17 protein-coding genes are annotated in these 16,193 nt (G+C 68.5%); 3 read left to right on the forward strand and 14 right to left on the reverse strand.

The genetic code is table 11. The features are described from left to right. Positions 1–16: 16 nt before the first annotated feature. The 8 genes from ACFXJ5_RS09135 to ACFXJ5_RS09170 all read right to left on the reverse strand — a co-directional run bounded on the left by ACFXJ5_RS09135 (position 17) and on the right by ACFXJ5_RS09170 (position 6,624). Positions 17–1,804 (reverse strand): relaxase/mobilization nuclease domain-containing protein, encoded by a 1,788-nt coding sequence (locus ACFXJ5_RS09135; protein WP_384629003.1) that lies wholly within the window; start codon positions 1,802–1,804, stop codon positions 17–19. After that, complete coding sequence (mobC, locus tag ACFXJ5_RS09140) at positions 1,805–2,473, reverse strand: plasmid mobilization relaxosome protein MobC (RefSeq protein ID WP_384629006.1); 669 nt, start codon at positions 2,471–2,473, stop codon at positions 1,805–1,807. Next, positions 2,470–2,694, reverse strand: a complete 225-nt coding sequence (locus tag ACFXJ5_RS09145; RefSeq protein ID WP_384629009.1) for a hypothetical protein — start codon at positions 2,692–2,694, stop codon at positions 2,470–2,472. The genes mobC and ACFXJ5_RS09145 overlap by 4 nt, the downstream gene beginning before the upstream one ends. A gap of 104 nt (positions 2,695–2,798) precedes the next feature. Further along, positions 2,799–3,893: a DUF2637 domain-containing protein gene (locus tag ACFXJ5_RS09150; RefSeq protein WP_384629012.1), complete on the reverse strand. Its 1,095-nt coding sequence runs from the start codon at positions 3,891–3,893 to the stop codon at positions 2,799–2,801. Continuing rightward, complete coding sequence (locus ACFXJ5_RS09155; RefSeq protein WP_384629015.1) at positions 3,890–4,459, reverse strand: WhiB family transcriptional regulator; 570 nt, start codon at positions 4,457–4,459, stop codon at positions 3,890–3,892. Before ACFXJ5_RS09155 ends, ACFXJ5_RS09150 begins: the two co-directional genes overlap by 4 nt. Before the next feature lie 124 nt (positions 4,460–4,583). Beyond that, positions 4,584–5,285, reverse strand: a complete 702-nt coding sequence (locus tag ACFXJ5_RS09160; protein ID WP_384629018.1) for an ATP-binding protein — start codon at positions 5,283–5,285, stop codon at positions 4,584–4,586. Further along, a complete protein-coding gene (locus ACFXJ5_RS09165; protein ID WP_384629021.1) occupies positions 5,286–6,290 on the reverse strand; it encodes a hypothetical protein in 1,005 nt (334 codons plus the stop codon). A 1-nt stretch (position 6,291) separates the two neighbouring features. Continuing rightward, complete coding sequence (locus ACFXJ5_RS09170) at positions 6,292–6,624, reverse strand: transcriptional regulator (RefSeq protein WP_384629023.1); 333 nt, start codon at positions 6,622–6,624, stop codon at positions 6,292–6,294. Between the two features lie 755 nt (positions 6,625–7,379). Between ACFXJ5_RS09170 and ACFXJ5_RS09175 the strand changes: the two genes are divergently transcribed. Next, positions 7,380–8,282 (forward strand): helix-turn-helix transcriptional regulator, encoded by a 903-nt coding sequence (locus ACFXJ5_RS09175; protein WP_384629026.1) that lies wholly within the window; start codon positions 7,380–7,382, stop codon positions 8,280–8,282. A 55-nt stretch (positions 8,283–8,337) separates the two neighbouring features. On the opposite strand, the gene ACFXJ5_RS09180 is transcribed toward ACFXJ5_RS09175, so the two are convergent. Genes ACFXJ5_RS09180 through ACFXJ5_RS09190 form a run of 3 tightly spaced genes read right to left on the reverse strand, consistent with a single transcriptional unit; the run spans position 8,338 to position 11,220 of the window. After that, entirely contained in the window at positions 8,338–9,534 is a 1,197-nt protein-coding gene (locus ACFXJ5_RS09180; RefSeq protein WP_384629029.1) for an amidohydrolase family protein, read from the reverse strand. 34 nt (positions 9,535–9,568) lie between these two features. After that, positions 9,569–10,684: an MAB_1171c family putative transporter gene (locus ACFXJ5_RS09185; RefSeq protein ID WP_384629032.1), complete on the reverse strand. Its 1,116-nt coding sequence runs from the start codon at positions 10,682–10,684 to the stop codon at positions 9,569–9,571. A gap of 2 nt (positions 10,685–10,686) precedes the next feature. Next, on the reverse strand, positions 10,687–11,220 hold the full coding sequence (locus ACFXJ5_RS09190; protein WP_384629034.1) for a hypothetical protein: 534 nt from the start codon (positions 11,218–11,220) through the stop codon (positions 10,687–10,689). 689 nt (positions 11,221–11,909) lie between these two features. Here ACFXJ5_RS09190 and ACFXJ5_RS09195 point away from each other — a divergent pair. Beyond that, positions 11,910–12,350 (forward strand): pyridoxamine 5'-phosphate oxidase family protein, encoded by a 441-nt coding sequence (locus ACFXJ5_RS09195; RefSeq protein WP_384629037.1) that lies wholly within the window; start codon positions 11,910–11,912, stop codon positions 12,348–12,350. Positions 12,351–12,551: 201 nt separating this feature from the next. Here the strand turns inward: ACFXJ5_RS09195 and ACFXJ5_RS09200 are convergent, their stop codons facing one another. From ACFXJ5_RS09200 to ACFXJ5_RS09210, 3 genes are all read right to left on the reverse strand, one after another. Continuing rightward, on the reverse strand, positions 12,552–12,884 hold the full coding sequence (locus tag ACFXJ5_RS09200) for an HIT domain-containing protein (protein WP_384629040.1): 333 nt from the start codon (positions 12,882–12,884) through the stop codon (positions 12,552–12,554). 61 nt (positions 12,885–12,945) lie between these two features. Next, complete coding sequence (locus ACFXJ5_RS09205) at positions 12,946–14,130, reverse strand: hypothetical protein (RefSeq protein WP_384629043.1); 1,185 nt, start codon at positions 14,128–14,130, stop codon at positions 12,946–12,948. Between the two features lie 229 nt (positions 14,131–14,359). Further along, positions 14,360–14,851 (reverse strand): hypothetical protein, encoded by a 492-nt coding sequence (locus tag ACFXJ5_RS09210; RefSeq protein WP_384629046.1) that lies wholly within the window; start codon positions 14,849–14,851, stop codon positions 14,360–14,362. 354 nt (positions 14,852–15,205) lie between these two features. Between ACFXJ5_RS09210 and ACFXJ5_RS09215 the strand changes: the two genes are divergently transcribed. Beyond that, positions 15,206–16,141, forward strand: coding sequence for a hypothetical protein (locus tag ACFXJ5_RS09215; RefSeq protein ID WP_384629049.1), 936 nt, complete (start codon positions 15,206–15,208; stop codon positions 16,139–16,141). Positions 16,142–16,193: the final 52 nt, after the last annotated feature.

Genomic DNA, 16,193 nt, shown 5'->3' on the forward strand with positions numbered 1-16,193 from the left:
CGTTTTGAACGGGACCTCAGCGCCTGGGACCGCGTGGGCGGGACTCTGCCGGCGCAGGGTGGGTGGAGCTTTCGGCCTTCTGCGACGGGGCGCTGCGTGGCTGAGGGCTACTGGACTTCTTGGGCTTGGTCTTGCCAGCGGCCTTCGCGGACGTGCCGGAGGTGTCGGCGGTGGCGGGGAGTTTGCCCAGCAGCCGCAGTCGCCAGACCAGGACGTCGGTGATGTTGTCGGCGGTGTCCAGCTCCCGCCACTCCACGGCCTCCTTCAGCAGCGCTTCGGGGTCGTGCCCGGCGCGTTCGGCCTGGTCGAGGGTGACGGTTAGCGCGTCCCAGCCGGGCTCGCCGTTCAGGCGGCCGATGTGCTCGGGCAGGGCGGTGCCGATGGTGTCGGCGTGCCGTTGGCGGACCGGTTGGGTCAGGTTGCGGCCCTGTTCGCGCATCGCGCGCATCGGGGTCTGGGCGGCGGCGCGGTAGGCGGCGCGCAGGTTAGCTGCGGCCTGCTCGGAGGCGGCGGCTTGTTGGGCGTGGCCCCGGGCGGAGTGCCAGCGGGCAGCTGCGATGGCGACCAGAACCAGGGTGGACAGCAGCATGGCAGTGGCACCGCCGTCCTCGCCCCGGCCCAGAGCCCCGCCGGCCTCGATGATGCCGCGTGCGGCTGCGCGTACGGCTCGGTTGTCGGCCCTCTCGCCTCGAATGTGGGAACGGCTGGCGCGTTCAAAGGAGCGGGCCGCTTCGCGCAGTTCCTTGCGGGTGTGGGCGGCGGAGGTATGGGCGGTGGCGTCGAGGAGTTCGCCGATGCCGACGAGCTGGGCGGCAGCACCTTCGTCGTCGTCCTCGGCGAGGACGCTCAGGGCGCGTTCGGCCTCCTGCGCGGCCTGGCGGCGGGCCTGGGCGGGTAGCGAACGGCGGGCCGTGGAGGTGCCGGGGCGGGCGGAGCGCAGATCGTCGTCGGGGTCCTGGTCCGGGCCGAGCGGGCTGTTGGCGAGGCGTTGGCGGATTCGGGGGAGGGAGAGATCGGGGGCGAGTTTGGAGCCGGAGAACCAGATGGGCTGGCCGTCGCGGTTGTGGTCGCCGGGGATGGCGACGGTGTAGCCGAGGGTGTCGCCGGAAGGGGCGATGCGCTGGTTGACCAGCAGTCCGGCCTCAGTGAGGCGGGTGAAGAACTCGGCCTCGTCCCGGGCACCGGATACGGCACGGCGAACGGTCTCGCGCAGGATCTCGCGTGGGGTGCGGTCGTGGCCGGTGCGCTCGGCTTTGAAGCGCTCGGCGCTGGTGGGGTTCTGGGCTGCGGTGCCGTCGCCGGCCTTGAGTTCGCGCAGGCCCCACTCCTTTTCGATGCGGCGGCACTCGGCCTGCGAGCGCGGCCAGTCGTAAGAGCTGCGTGCTTGTCGCAGGTCGCCCCGGACGGTGGTGGCCAAGATGTGGATGTGGTCGTCGGCATGGCGGACGGCTACCCATCGGCAGCCATCCGGGTCATCTGCGGGTGCGATGTTGGTGGCGTGGACGATCCGGCGGGCGACCTCGCCCCACTCAGTGTCGGTGAGGTAGCGGTCACCGGGGTCGTTGCGGACCGAGCAGTGCCAGACGTGTTCCTTGGGGGCACGGTCACCGAGCTGGTCGACCCGCAGGTCGAGCACCTGGGCGAGCTGGGGCAGCGTGGCGTCGGGGTCACGGCCGGGGTCGGGGGCGAAGCCGTCCCAGGAGGCGACCTGGTGGGGGTCGGTGTGCTCGTCGCGTTTGCCGGGCCCGTACAGGTAGGCCAGCAGGCCGTAGGTGCGCGAGCCCCGGCTGATGTCGGGAACCATCTACGTCCGCTTCCGTACCAGGTCGTGCGCGGCGGCGTCGACTTGGACGAGCGTGCGGACCAGGACCTTGAGGGCGTGGTCGAGTTGACCGGGGCGGGGCTGTCCGCCGGCGTTGTAGACGTAGGCGATCTGGTTGATGTTGTTGCCGACGCGGGCGATTTGGGCGCGCACGGCGGCCAGCTCGTCGATCGCGGTGTCGAGCTGGTCGTTGGTGTCGAGGATGGTGGTGGAACCGCGGGCGACGGCAAGGCCGGCCGTGGCGAGGAAGCCGGAGGGATAGACGTGCCTGCCCGCTGCGGCGGCGATGATCTCGGCTTTCTCGTCGGCGGTGAAGCGGACGGCGATCACGTCTTCGCGATGCGAGGGCTGGTAAGCGCGGCGTCGGGGACGGCGGGCGGGGAACGCGGCGTCGCTCGCGCTCGGCGGGTCGTCGGGCTCGCGGTCGTCGGCTTCTCCCCCCTGCTGTGGCGCCCCCTGGTGCCGCAGGTCTGGCTGGTCCCCGTGCGCCCTCGTGCGGGGACCAGCCAGACCTCCCTCGCCCCCCTGGGCGAGGGCATGCGCCGTGGATATCCCTTTGGGATATCCACGGCAGTAGCTTGCTCCGCTCGTGGTCCCCGGAGCCTCGCGCTCCAGCTCAGGGGTGGTGTCCGCCGGGTCGGCGGTCGTCATCGGCCCGTCTCCGCGCTCCGGCTACGGACATCGCGGAGGATGTCGGCGATGTAGTCGATCGCCAGCACCGGGTGGTGCAGGGTCCAGGACTCCGCGTCGGGGGTGCGTTGCACGGTCCAGGTCCCGTCAGGGTCGGTCTGGACGTGGTGGAGGTGGCCCCGGTCGCGCAGGACGGTGAGCCAGGTGTCGGCTTCGGCGGCGGTGGCGGGGGTGGTGCGCATGTGGCTGTCTCCGGTGCGGGAGGACGACAGGGTTCGGGCTCCAGGGCGGGTGGCCTGACGGGAATGTTCCCGGCCGGCCACCCGCCCCCGGCGGGTGCGATCGGTCAGCCGACGCGGTCCTGGGTGAGCTGTCCGGGCTCGTCCCGGACAGCTCGCATCAGGTCGGTCAGCCGCTGGTTGGACAGCGGGAGACCCTGTCCCCGGATGGCCTCGGCGACCACCGCGCGGGTGGCCCGGCCGGTGTCGGTGACCGCCTTGCGGGCGATCGGCAGCAGTTCCTCGGTCACCGGATCGGCCACCCGGTCACCACTGACCGAAGTGACCGGGTGGGTGACCGGGACGGTCTCCAGCGCCGAGGTCATCGGTCGGTCACCGTGTGGCCAGGTGACCGGCGCGGGTCTGGCTTCCGGGTGACCGACCTGATCAGCACCCTGACCGGGTGACCGAGTGACCGTCTGGGCAGGTCGGGTGACCGGCCCGCCCAGCGGGTCGGTCACCCGAGTCATCCGGTGACCGGCGGTGTCCTGGACCGGCGATGTCCCGGGGGCCTGGCGCGTATTGGATGGGATGACCGATGCTCGGTCACTGTCCTGTCCGGCACGGTCGGTGTCCTGTCCGGGTGTCCCAGTCAGCTCGGCGGGCTGCTGTCCGGGAGTGACCGTGACCTGACCAGCGCCGGTGGTATCCGGCTGGTCGGCCTCGATCCGGTCAATGTGGTGACCAGCGGCGGACAGGTGTCCGAGGGGAGCGGGGACAGCGGTCTCGGTCACCCGGCGAGCGATGAGGATGTACAGGTGGACTGCTCCGGCCAGGGCCAGCGGGGCGATGGTGGACAGGACACCGACCGCGGTGTCCCCCAGCCGCAGCTCGCCCTTGGTGAAGAACTGCTCGTTGAGGCGGACTGCGTGCAGGGCGTTGGCCCAGATACTGGCCGAGGTCGCGGTTCCGAACAGCGTCCACACGTACAGCCGGGCTGCGAACCGCGCCGCGCGCAGGACCACCAGCGCACGGACCCCGTAGGCGATGAAGCCGTCGATCACCAGGGGGAAGAGGTAGGTGAGGACACCTCGGACGTGGATGGCAACGGCGATCTGCTGCAGCGCGTCATACGACAGCGCGCAACCCGCCGCCCCCAGGGCCATGATGGCCGCACGGTCCCAGCCGGTCATCCGCACCGGTATCGGCACGCCGGTACTCACGCCGCCGCCCGGACATCATCGCGGGTTGCGGCTGTCTTCTTCTTCGGGCGCCCACGCTTCTTGGGCGTGGCCGGGGACATGGTGGCATTGCGTAGGCGTCGGCGGGACCGACGGTAGAGCTTGTCGGCGTGCTCGTCGGTGATCTTCAGCAGCCAGGCGAGGCGTCGGGCCGGGATGCCGGCGTGGAAGGCGGCCCGCTCGACGGTCTCGCGTTCCCTCTTGGTCAGGTGGATGTCGCGCCCGGCCAGGACAGCGTTGACGCGGGCGTAGTCCAGGCGGAGCGGGAGGTTTTCGTGCAGCGGTTCGCGCTCTTCCTCAGTCAAGCCGCCTCGGATGCCGTCGCGGTCGAGGTTTTCCAGGGCGGCTTCCAGGCAGGTGCGCCGGACCGGGCACTGGGCGCACAGGGCCTTGGCGGCGGCGATCTTGTCGGTCTCGTCGGGCTCGGGGAAGAACAGCTCGGGGTCGACAACGTGGTCGTCGGTGGAGCGGCAGGCGGCCCGGTCCTGCCAGGTGTGGTCGCCGAGCGTGCGAGGCTGGTGGGCAGGGGTCATCGAGGTCTTGGGCATGCGCGGGGTGTCTCCGATCGCCCTCCACGCGCCCGGCGGGGGCGTCGGCGGAGGGTTGGGCGTGGTCGGGGAGGTGTGCGGGGCACGGCGGTGGGGCCGCCCCGTGGGATGACCTATGGGCCGGTCAGGCGGTGTGACCGCGTCTGCGGTCGGTGCCGGTCAGCACGACGCGCTCGGTCATCTCCGCCAGCCGGGAGGCGACCCGGTCACCGACGGCCTGGCGCAGGTCGCGGATGGCCAGGTTGGTGGTGACCAGGGTCGGCAGCATCTCGTTGTAGCGGTGGTTGACCAGCCGGTAGGTGATCTCCTCGGTCCACTCCGAGGTCTTGGCCGCACCGAGGTCGTCCAGGATGAGCAGCGGGCATCGGGACAGCGCTCGCAGCTCGCGCTCAGGGTCGGTGCCGGGCCGGGGGCGCAGGTGGGCGTACAGGTCGGCGGAGGTGGTGGCGTGCCAGCGCACCCCGACCCCGGCACCGACCAGCGCCCGGATTCCGCCGTAGGCCAGGTGCGTCTTGCCCGTGCCGGTGGTGCCGACGAGCAGGAGCGACGGGCCGGTGCGCACCTGGCGCCGCGCGCCCTGGCTGGGCGCGACGGCCGCCGAAGCAACGGTGCGGACCCAGGCATCGACCTGCGGGTGGTCGGCGACCGCGCTGCGGTAGCGCATCGGGATCCGGGCCTCGGCCGCCTCCAGCGCAGCGATCGGCTCCAGCGCGTCCTGCACCGGCGCGGCGGTCGCATCGATGTTGCGGGCGGCCAGGATCCGGGCGATGCGGGCCATGGTGCCCTCACCGCCAAGGGGCTTGGGGTCGCGGTTACGGTCGCGCATCTAGAGCTCCTCGGCGTAGGCGGCGGCAGCGTCGACCGGGTTGGTCCACGCCGTGTGACCGGGCACGTTAGACCGGATTTCCGGCCGCACCAAACGACCCGGCCCGGCGTTCATCGCCTCGTTGACCAGGCTCGGCAGGACCGACGGGTGCATCGGTTTGGCACGGAAGCGCTCCAGCCCGGCCCGGATGTGTTCCGGGGCGATGCCCTCGTCCAGCAGCTGGTTGATCTTCCGTCCGAGATGGCCGAGCACGTCTTTGGGCGGGCGGCTGGAGCACCCGGCGACGTACTCTCCGATCAAGGCTCGCGCCGATGGTGCTGGTGCGGGCGCTGTGCGCCCCGAAGGATTAGAAGATCCAGGATCCAAGATCCTAGATCCAGTACCCGAGCCCTCACTGAGCCCTTCGGTAGGGCTCACGTAGTCCTCACCCAGTCCTGCGGTAGGGCTGGGTGACTCCTCGGCAAGGGCGTTTTGACCTGCGGATTCGGCCGCTACGGCAGAGCGAAGGGAGTGTTCGGTGAGCCCTGCGGTAGGGCTACCGGAAGGCTCGGTGAGCTCTGGGTGAGGACTCACCGAGCCCTCCATGACCGTGGACGGCGTGAGGCGGACGGCGGGCTTGGCGCAGGGGGTGGCCTTGCAGACGCCGCACTGCTTCTGGTGCTGATGCTCGGAGCAGCCGGGCAGCCGGGAGGCCGAGGGATTGTTGATCTTCTGGTGCTGGAACCAGGTCACCACGTGCAGGTACGGCTTGCCGTCGCATCCCTTGTAGCGGCAGATGAGCCCGGCCGCCTCCAGTTGGGTGAGGTCCTCCTCCACGCACATCGCGGTGTGCTCCGGCCGTAGCGGCCACAGCAGCCCGGCGATGATCGCCGCCTGGTCGCGATGTCGGCCGTGGTCGTCAGCCTGGGTGAGCAGACCGAAGAAGGTCCGCTCAGCGGAGATGCTGACCTTCGCGAGGGACTCGCTGGTGAAAGCCTCGGGTTTGATGGTGCGGATTCTCGCCACGTCAGCGCCGCCGGCCTGCGGCAGTCGGCATGGCGGCGCGACGCAGTTGCGCGGTGGCGAGGTCGAAGGTGTACACCTCTCCGCCCGCGATCTCCGGGTGGGTACGGATGATCCAGCGGGCGGCAGTGATCGCCAGGGTGCGGGTGAGAGTAAGCGGCTCGCCGTCCTCGTCGTACGCGCGGGCGTGGGGGCGCGGCCAGGCCGTGGCCGGGTCGTGGAGGGTCACGCGGAAGGTGGCGGCTCCGGGGACCAGGTCGGCGAGGAGGCCGGCCAGGCGGCGCTGCTGGCCGCTGGCCTCAGCGGAGTTGGTGCTTCCGCTCGGGTGCTCGGACATGCGAGTATCCTTCGTTCATGGTGAGCGAGGCGGCCGTCTCGTGGAAAAGGTCCGGCCGAACCGCTTGGTAGTGAATCCGCAGCTCTTCGGGGCTGCGGCCCGGCGTCTGGGAGCTGCTAACTCCCGGACGCCGGTGTCATGTGCGCTCCGCGCGCCCTCAGGGCGGCATGCACGTCATTGGTTTCTCCTCAATTCGCCGTCCGGCCCGTCGCGTTACCTGCGCGGCGACCAGCACCATATGAGCACCTCTGCCACACGTCCAGGCCGTTCTCACCCTCCCGCTAGGCATATGCCAGTCACGTGGCCGGGTTGCCCGCCCGAGGTCGGTGCAGGGGTAGCGAGCGCGGAAGGGGGTACAACCCGCCGCGTCGGCCGAGACGTTCGACCCTTCGTGGAGGGCAGTCGGTGTGCGACACCGCGTCAAGATCCAGACTTGACCAGAGAACTCTCCACAACTCGCGACGCCGAGCAGCGTCTGGACGGTCTTCGTGCCCGCCCGGCGGAGCGGGCGATGGGCTGGCCAGCGTCCGGGGCGCGAGATTCCGGACGCCGATGACGGGGTCGCCCCGCACCTGGCACACGGCAGGCTCCCCTCTCTTTGCTTCCTCCGGTCCCGGCAAGCCAGGAGGCGGCCGAAGGCGAAGATCGAGTAAGCGTGCGACGCTCCCCGGATTTCGCTAAGCTGAAGCTATTCCGGAGCAAGGGAAAAGTCAACGAGCCGAGGTTCCATCGGTTCGAAGGAAAATGGTGGTGGGATGTCCGCTCGTCACTTCGACCGGGGCCGTGTCCGCACGGTACGGCGGGCTGCCGAGATCTCGCAGGCCGAGGTGGCCGCGGCCCTCGGCGTGGCCGACTCGACAGTCGCCGGCTGGGAGACGGGGGACGCAGTCCCCGACGCGGAGAAACTGCCCGCGCTGGCCCGCGTCCTCCAGCGGGGGCTGGACGAGCTGTTTCCGCGGACAGGGCTGCCCGATCTGACGGATCTGCGGTGCGATGCCGGCTATTACCAGTACGAGACGGCGGCGCTGATCGGAACCAAGAGTGCCGGACCGGTGGCCGGGGCCGAACGCGGGGCGCGGCGGCTCAAGGACAAGTACATCCCGGAGCTAGCGGCTGCCTACGGGGTGCGCGAGGAGGACCTGCGGCGGGCCGAGGATCGGTCGATCGCCAAGGCGCAGGCCCCGGGCGGCGGAGCGGAGTCAGCGGACGCCGAGGCTTTCCCGGCAGCCCCTGCAGGCACGCCCGGCACGCTGGCCGAGAAGATCACCCTGATCCTGGAGCGCTCGTATCCCGGGCCGCAGGGGCCGCCGACGGATGCGGAGATCGCCGATGCGGTCAACGCGCATGCCGGAGCGCAGGTCACCTCCGCAGAGGACGTCCGGGATCTGCGGACCGGCGCTGAGGAAACGGCCCCACCGGTCGTTCTTGAGGGCTTGTCCGCATTCCTCGCGGTGTCCCCGCTGTACTTCCAGCCGGACGATGCTGTGGCGCGTCAGGTCTACGAGGGCCTGCGGCTTCTGTCGGCGTCAAGGAAGGGAAGGGTGGGCCGAGTCAGGGGACGCGGGATGGGACCCCAGGGCTTGCCGGCGAACGTCATGGAGTTCGTCAACGACCTGGTCACGGAGCTGGAGGAGAGACAGCCCGAGGCGAACGACTAAGCACCCTGTCCCGTGCTGCACAAAGCCCCGGACAGGGTGCTGGGTGCCGGTGGCGCTACTGCTGTGCGGCGCTCTCGCGCGGCCCGCGATCCCGGCCTGCGGCGACCACGGCCCGAACAGACTTCAGCGCGCCGAGGTCTTCGAGGGGATCGCCGTCGATCACCAGCAGATCCGCACGGAATCCGGGAGCGATCCGGCCGGTCGTCTCGCCCAGCCCCAGCGCGTCCGCCGCGTTCACGGTCGCCATGTCGAGGATCGTGCTGTTCGGCACGCCGAGGTGTGCGTAGAACGACAGCGCGGACACCAGCCCGTCGAAGCCGGCCCGCTGGACGCCTGCGTCGGTTCCCGCGATGAGGCGGGCGCCGGCCTCGGCCATCTGCCGTACGAGATCGAACATGGCTGCGGCCCGCTCTTCACCGAAGAAACGGGGAAGCATCTGCCAGTGAGGGCTGACCGCCGGGCATACGGCGATGCCTTCGTCGATGATCCGCTTCAGGACGTCCTGCCGCAGGTCGAAGCCGTCGCTGGTCATCCACGTGCAGTGCTCGATCGTGTCCACGCCCGCTTCCACGGCCGCGGTGATGCCGTCCGTGCCGTGGGCGTGGGCAGCCACCGGAACGCCGGCCTGGTGGGCCTCGTCCACCAGGACCCGCAGTTCCTCGGAGGTGAACTGGCTCTCCCAGCTCTTGGGCCCGTCCTTGGTCAGCCCGCCGCCGGTCACCATCGCCTTGATCACGCCCGCGCCCGCCGCGATGTTGCGTCGCACCAGGTCGCGGACCTCCGCTGCCCCGGAGACTTCGCCGCCGAGGAAGTGGCAGTGACCGCCGGGCGGGGTCAGGGGCGTGCCCGCGGACACGATCCGCGGGCCCGGCGTGCCGCCGCCGGCGATCTCGCGATCCAGACGCAGGGCGAGGCCGTTGCGGTCACCCAGGTCCCGCACCGTCGTCACGCCGCTGGTCAGGAGCTGCTGCGCACGGCGGCGCATCTCCGTCAACAAGGTCTCGTCGCCCGATTCGCCCAGGGCGGCGACGGGGTCCGCACCGCCGTCGAACGCGAGGTGGACGTGGGCGTCGATGAGACCGGGCACGACCGTGCCGTCCGGGAACCCTAGACGCGCCACGGTCGGGCCGGCCTGTTCCTCGACCTGTGCCCGTGGCCCCACCGCGGCGATCGTGTCGCCTGTCACCAGGACCGCACCGTCGTCCAGGTAAGCCCCGGAGCCGACCAGAACCCGGGCAGCGGTGATCAGCATCTTGTCTCCTCAGTTCCTTTGAAATCCTTGGTCGTCACGCGGACAGGCGCAGGGCGTCCGACACCGCGATCAGCTGACGGACATCGGCTTCCCGGTCGTCCCCGGCAGGCATCGCCAGAGGCACCGCCGCACGCGGAGCAGGGGTGCCGCTTCCGATTGTGCCCACAGCCCGGCGGAGACGTTCGGCCAACACGGCGGGAGGAAGGTCGAGGACATCGGTGTCCTCGGATTCTTCGACCAGGTAGGGGCTGATGTCGACCAGGCCGTCACGGCACTCCACGATCCGCCGGTGGTAGCGCCGGTGCACGCCGTGTGCACGCCACCGGTCCCACAGCGCCGTCGAACCAGGGGGCAGCACGTTTTCCGGGTAGGCCTCGGACAGCAGCTGCCACAGCGGGACCAGCCGCCGGTGATCACGCCGACGGCGCAGCCAGAGCCGTACCGCCGTGGTCCGGGCGCGGGCCCCCGAGTAGGTGACGCCCGCGACGAACAGCAGGATCGACACCACCAGCCCCAGCGCCACCGTGGCCATGAGCGGCTGCGGAACGCTCCGTCCGCTCCACCGGACGGTGACGATGACCGCGCGGACGGCGCAGGCCACGGCCATCGCGGTCAAGCCGGTCGCGGCCATCCACAGCCCGGTGGCGTGCGGGCGCCGTGACATGCGGGCGTACTGGCGCGTCCACCGCCCGGCCACGCCCAGGGCGTACATCAGGTACAGGCCCGCGCCGGCATAGAAGAAGGCGATCTGCGCAATCGTCATGTCTGCCGTGCTGAACGAACCGGCGAAGACCTCGCGCGGAACCGACAGCGCCGCCACCGTGATCGCCACCGCGACCAGGGCCACGACGACGGCCTCCCGGCGGGCCCGGCGGCGGGCACTGGGCCCGTCGGCCGAGTACAGATAGAAGCACATCAGGAAGTAGACCGTCAGCAACAGCAGCACGTTCTGCAGCAGCTTCGCCGTGCCGTATCCGGCCACGGTGTCGACTCCCGAAGTGCCGCCGGGCATGGCCAGGGGATAGGACAGGACGGCGGTCAGCAGGCACAACGCCACGCAACGCACCGGTGCGTCCCGTGGGGCACGCCACCACTGGTACAGCTTCCAGGCGACAGCCGCCGCCAGGCCCAGGAGGATCAGGTCGGTCACCGCTACAGCCATCCCCGCCGGTCACCGAGTGCCGACTGGACGCGGCGAAGCGCGGGATCCTCCGCCAGAGGGGGCACTTCGTCGAGCACCGACGACCACTCCAGGATGATCGTGGCCGCGAGCTCAACCTCGCACTCCTCCCCGTCTTCGTACGAGCACCGCCGCGCCACCCGGCGCACCAGCGCAGGATCGAGCACCGGGATCAAGCTGGCCCAGCCCTCGACGAAGTCGTCAGGAGCCTCCTGCTCCTCATCGGCGTCCTCGTCATCGGCGACCAGGATGTGGCCCACCTCGTGCAGGATGATGTGCTCTTGGTGCAGGCGCGTCGTCTCCTGCTGGTACAAGATCACGTCCATCTGCGGCGTATCCACCCACAGCCCCGACGGCCCTGGCTTCTCCAGCGGGAAGGGCTTCAGGACGATCGGACGGCCCCGTCGCTCGCCCAGCGCCCGGCACAGCTCCTCCACATCCAGCGGCGGCTGGATGCCGAGAGACTGAAGCTCTCGCCGTAGCCGACGGTGCAGGTCCTTCTCCACCGGCTGCTTCTCAGCACCACGCCACTGCCCCAACCACCGACGGCCCGCTCGGCCCTGCCCAGGCACCGCCGGTTCGGCAGCGCCGCGGTCACGTCTTCCCGGCCACATGAGTAAACCCCTTTGCACCAGCCGCTGTTGGCTCCGACATAAAGCCGCCCGCGACGGCCACGCCCGAAATTGTTCAGCCCCCATCGCACGGCGGGCCGGAAGCGATCAAGAAAGCATGCGTCGTCCTAGGTCGCGAACAGCCGGATCCGTCCGACCCAAGCACCTGCGTGCAACCTCCCGAAATCCCAAAGATCGCTAACACGAACGGGTAGCGATGGTAGGTCGTGCACCCTTGGCAGGCTTTCGGGGACTGGGTCGGACACTACGCGAAAGTCCCAATCAGAAAAAGGCCGGAATGCGACGGTCGCACGGCGGTAGATCCAGCGCCTCAAACCGCACCAAATCGGTATCATCAATTTTTGATCATGCGCTTGACCTGGCGATTCCTGTAAATGTCGTGACTGCGTCAAGAACGCCAGGCGTACTCACATCCGTTACCGATTCGAGATATTTATATTGGGATGTGTGTAGCAAACAGGCATCTAATGACCCTGGCGTCCTTCATGAGAATCGAAGAGGCGGAATGTGCTCCTGGCCACTTTGAGACAGCTGAGACATCGCTCGCCATTAGGATCCTCGACATGCACGACGCGATACGCAGCCAAAGCAATGGCTACCTAGAATTCTGGAACGAGTACCACCTGTGCACGCTGACGACGGTGCGTCCCGATGGTCGCCCACACGTTGTGCCCGTCGGTGTAACCATTGACGCCGACGCTGGTATCGCTCGGGTAATTACCCTCAAATCCAGTAGGAAGGTCGCCAATATCCTGGCGGCGCAGCCCGGTCAAGCCCGTGTAGCCGTCTGCCAAGTCGACGGAGGGCGCTGGGCCACGCTGGAGGGCACAGCGGAGGTTCGCACACACCCGGCTGTGGTCGGCGACGCAGTAACTCGCTACGGCGACCGATACGGGCGCGTGCCAACTCCAGAGCCTGAGCGAGTGGTCATCGAGATCACGATCGAACGAGCCATTGGTCACGTGACTGCGCCCAAGCCCAACGCTGCGAACGCCGCCGCCTAGCCCGTTCAGGGAACGGCTGCTGCGGACGGGCCAGGCGACGGGGTACCCCCGTGTCCCGTCCGGGTGCCGACTCAACCTCGGCCGATCGAGATGAGCGCTGCACCGTCACCCGGTGCTGCTTCGCGGTCCGGTGAAAGCAGACCCGAATAGACATCAGCGCAGCGACGTTGATGACGCATCTGAACGAACCTGCCTGTCGCCCTACCCGCGGTACGTCACATGGACATGGAGATGCTTTGACTCCTGGTACCCACCAAGATTTGTGATCACCGCGCACGCCCCGTACTCCGCCGTGACCTCCGCCGCCACGTGGCTAACCACGTGCATCACCTCAGCCAGAAGAGCAGGACCGCCCTCCCCGAGATCGATCAATGACGGCGTGTGAGCCTTCGGCACCACCACGATGTGCACCGGGTGTGCCGGACGGGTGTGGTGAAAGGCCAGCACCGTCTCCGTCTCCAAGACCACGTTGACTGGCGTCTTCCCGCTGAGGGCTTCATCGCAGTAGAAGTCGGAAGTGCTGGTTTCACTCACGGATCACTTCATCCCTGTCATGGAGTCGACCGGATCCCGGCGGGTGAGGTGCCGCGTCCCTTCAGGAGTGGATCCCGAGGCTGTAGCCGAGGAGCATTTGGAGACTGTCGACGACGATTGGCACCCGCCGCAGGACCGGATACGGACGGTCGATGGTGCGTAGATGGCGCCACGCGGTAGCGACCGGGTCGCTGGGGTCGTCGAGATCGTGACCGAGCGCCTGCAGCCGGGCTTCCCACCGTTGTGGAATGTCCACGGTCTGTTCGCCGGGCCTGGGGTCGGCCATCTCGCGGACTGACGCCATCGGCACCTGGGCTGGGGCGATGCCCTCTTCCCGGGCGATGATGTAGAGGGCGGTCGTCAGTGCCGCAGCGCCGTTGCTGAAGATCTCGTCGCGCACCCGGCAGTCCTTGAATTGCGCCTTGACCAGATCCAGGGTGCGGTCCCAGGCGGCCTGCCATTCGGCCGACCCGCCCTCGGCCTGCCAGGCGCGGAGGTGGTCCATGAGCGGCCGGCGGGTGAGGGCGTAGCGTGCTGCCTCCTCCTGCAGATCGGTCAGCAGGGCGCGTACTGTGCCGGCGAGGAGGCGGCCATCGTCGCTGTCGCCGACGGTGGGTGTGCCGAGGGCGTGAGCGACCTGGACCAGGAGCAGCGTGAGTTGGTTGCCGCTGTGGCGCTTCGGCAGTTTTGGCTGGAGAGTCGAGGTAAGGGCTTGGCGGAGATCGTCGGCTGTCGGATCGATGGATGCGACGACGGCTACGTCGTGATCGTCGGGCCCCCTGTACCAGTCGGTGGCGCGGCGCTTCTCCTCTTCTGCCTGGTATGCGACGACCTGCTGGTGGAGGCGTCGCGCCTCGTAGGCGGGGTCTGCGGCGCACAGGATGAGTCGTTGGAGGAGATGGCGGCCCCAGTCAGCGGAGGGAAACCGCGTATGCTCGGCGGGCGTCGTCACGGTGGCGCCGCAGGAGCAGTGCAACGTCAGCGGATCGCCCCATCGCCCCTCGGCCACGAAGCTGCGGAAATTGCCGCAGGAGGGGCATGTGAAGGCCTCCATGCCCGAGACGTGCTTGTAGTCGGTGACGCTCGCCGACGAGTCGTCCATGATCACCATGTTGTGACGTTCAGCGTCGGCGTCGTAGCGTTCGAGGACGATGCTGTCGACACCGATCTGCCACCGATGGTCCTCGGGGTAACCGGTCGGGGCGCCCTCGATCGGTTCGCCCTCGCGATATCCGCCCTTGATCACTGCTGGCTCCGTCACTCGTCGCCGCCTGCCCACTGACGCTGCTGCACACTCGTCTGTCCAGAACCGCCCGGCGCAGCCGCGGCGCTAACACAGAGTCGCCCTCTTCTCGTCACTTTAGTTTGCCCTAAATCGCTCCGCCGGAAGTCGAGTTGGAGGGGAGTTAACCATCGGGAGCGGGGATCGGCAGTACTTCCTCCGGCGCCATGAGCCAGAGCGCGCAACTGCGCGCTCACTCAGTGCCTGGGGAGTCGGGGACAGCGTGGAACGATTCGGCGGTGTGGTGGCTGGCGTCACTTCCCGCTCGATAGCGGAAGGCGCCGTGCAGCAGTACGGCTGTCGCGCCTCGCGGGACGCTGGCCACGAAGCTGTACCTGGTGGTCAGCCCCGGTTCGATCAGGGTCGCGGCCCACTCCTGCGGCAGCCAGGAGCCCGTGGCGAGGACGTGGGGGATTAACACCTGGCCGCCGATGTATGCACCTCCGGCGACCAGGGGGTCGCCGGGATACAGGCAGCGGAGCTCAAAGGTGAGGTGGCTGGTCGCGTACTGCACCTGCCCTTTGTCGTCGAGCATGGCAGCCAGTTCTACGAGCCAGGCTTCCCCGTGCACGCTCACGAAGCGCACCTCAACGCCGAAGTCGATTCGTTCGGCGTGTTCGCGTTGCTGAAGGAGCCGTCGGTCCTCTCGCCGCCAGATCAGGCTCTGCTGGCGCAGAGCCAACATGTGCCCGAGTACCCCTCCGATCACGGTTCCGCCTACACCCACCAGCACATCTACAGTGCCCACGCCCACCCCTCCGCTGGTTCGGTGCAACGTCATGAGAGCCGCCCGGCTCAGTGTGGTCATTCCCAGCCCACTACGCGAGACCACAACGGCGCCGACACAGCCGGGCGCCCTCCCCCGTACTGGAGGGCTCGGCTCAACATCGCTGAGAAACCGTGAGATGGGGAACGGGAGCAAGTCTGGGGAAAGACCCTAGTGCGGGTGGCGAATTCATGGGTCTGGGCGGAACCAGCAAGCGAGGAATGCTCGTGTCACGACTCGAACACGACTGGGACTCACATGAAGAGGAGACACATGACGACTGCCCAACAGGTCGCTGCATACATCAACGACAGGGCGATCAAGGTACGCGAAATCCTTGGGCTCACGGCCGTGTTCATCGCTGGCTGGCTCGATCTGTTCGCCGTCAGCCAACAAGGGTGGTGGAAGGTCGCCTCTGGCCTTGGAGCGGTGGGCGCGCTCGCAGCCGCCGTGCTGATCACCCGGCCGCTCTTCGACTCCCTCAACCGGAAGTGGCAGCGAAGGCTGAGTAGTCTCACCCTCCTCCTCTACGGCGCGCTGATCTCCGCCTTTCTGGTCGCAGCCACAAACTCCCTGTTCTTCGAGGACAACCGAGGTGGTGCAGCCAGCCTGTTGATCGGGATCTGGGTGATTCACTCCCTCGTGGGCGGTAGCTTCGAGCCTGAGGATTTCCCCCTTGAACGGCTTCGCAGCCGCATCGGACGGGCTGCCGCGCTACGTGTGTTCGCTAACTGGTGCGGCACGATGGGGTTCATCTGGCTCATTCAGTACAACTCCAGCGACAAGAAACTCGACGGGCCGCTGTTCAACATGACCCTGACCTTGTTGGTGACTATCACAGTCACCTCCCTCAAAACCCTCACCCGCGTACGCAAGTTCTGCACTCAGCTGCATTCCGATGCCCAGTCACTGATCCGCGCCTTGGAGGAGATACGCGACGCTGACGGCCTCCAGGAGCAGAAGCACAAGCGAGCAGCGGCACTTCGTACCTGGGACGCGCTCCATCGCACCGTTGTCAACAGAGTCGACACCGGCTTCTACCGCTACGGCACCTTCGTGCTCCCCAAGGACGCAATCGCGGACCTGGAGGAGAAGGTCAGCGCTGCCATCAACGCCGTGCCGGATATGGACACCGCCCACAGACTGTTGACTGACGATCTTCGTGTCATCCAGAAGGCCTGCGAAGGACGCTTGGATAGTGTCGCGTGATCCAAGGTCACCGACGCCTGAGGAGTCGGCGATCGTCGACTCCTGGAGGGCC

Origin of the sequence: Streptomyces sp. NPDC059373, from assembly GCF_042751495.1 — a bacterium.
Lineage (GTDB): Bacteria > Actinomycetota > Actinomycetes > Streptomycetales > Streptomycetaceae > Actinacidiphila.

Bases quoted from the DNA above. Each gene is read 5' to 3' on its own strand.
- ACFXJ5_RS09135 (WP_384629003.1), bottom strand. From the start codon at position 1,804: ATGGTTCCCGACATCAGCCGGGGCTCGCGCACCTACGGCCTGCTGGCC.
- mobC (WP_384629006.1), bottom strand. From the start codon at position 2,473: ATGACGACCGCCGACCCGGCGGACACCACCCCTGAGCTGGAGCGCGAG.
- ACFXJ5_RS09145 (WP_384629009.1), bottom strand. From the start codon at position 2,694: ATGCGCACCACCCCCGCCACCGCCGCCGAAGCCGACACCTGGCTCACC.
- ACFXJ5_RS09155 (WP_384629015.1), bottom strand. From the start codon at position 4,459: ATGCCCAAGACCTCGATGACCCCTGCCCACCAGCCTCGCACGCTCGGC.
- ACFXJ5_RS09160 (WP_384629018.1), bottom strand. From the start codon at position 5,285: ATGCGCGACCGTAACCGCGACCCCAAGCCCCTTGGCGGTGAGGGCACC.
- ACFXJ5_RS09170 (WP_384629023.1), bottom strand. From the start codon at position 6,624: ATGTCCGAGCACCCGAGCGGAAGCACCAACTCCGCTGAGGCCAGCGGC.
- ACFXJ5_RS09175 (WP_384629026.1), top strand. From the start codon at position 7,380: ATGTCCGCTCGTCACTTCGACCGGGGCCGTGTCCGCACGGTACGGCGG.
- ACFXJ5_RS09180 (WP_384629029.1), bottom strand. From the start codon at position 9,534: ATGCTGATCACCGCTGCCCGGGTTCTGGTCGGCTCCGGGGCTTACCTG.
- ACFXJ5_RS09195 (WP_384629037.1), top strand. From the start codon at position 11,910: ATGCACGACGCGATACGCAGCCAAAGCAATGGCTACCTAGAATTCTGG.
- ACFXJ5_RS09210 (WP_384629046.1), bottom strand. From the start codon at position 14,851: ATGTTGGCTCTGCGCCAGCAGAGCCTGATCTGGCGGCGAGAGGACCGA.
- ACFXJ5_RS09215 (WP_384629049.1), top strand. From the start codon at position 15,206: ATGACGACTGCCCAACAGGTCGCTGCATACATCAACGACAGGGCGATC.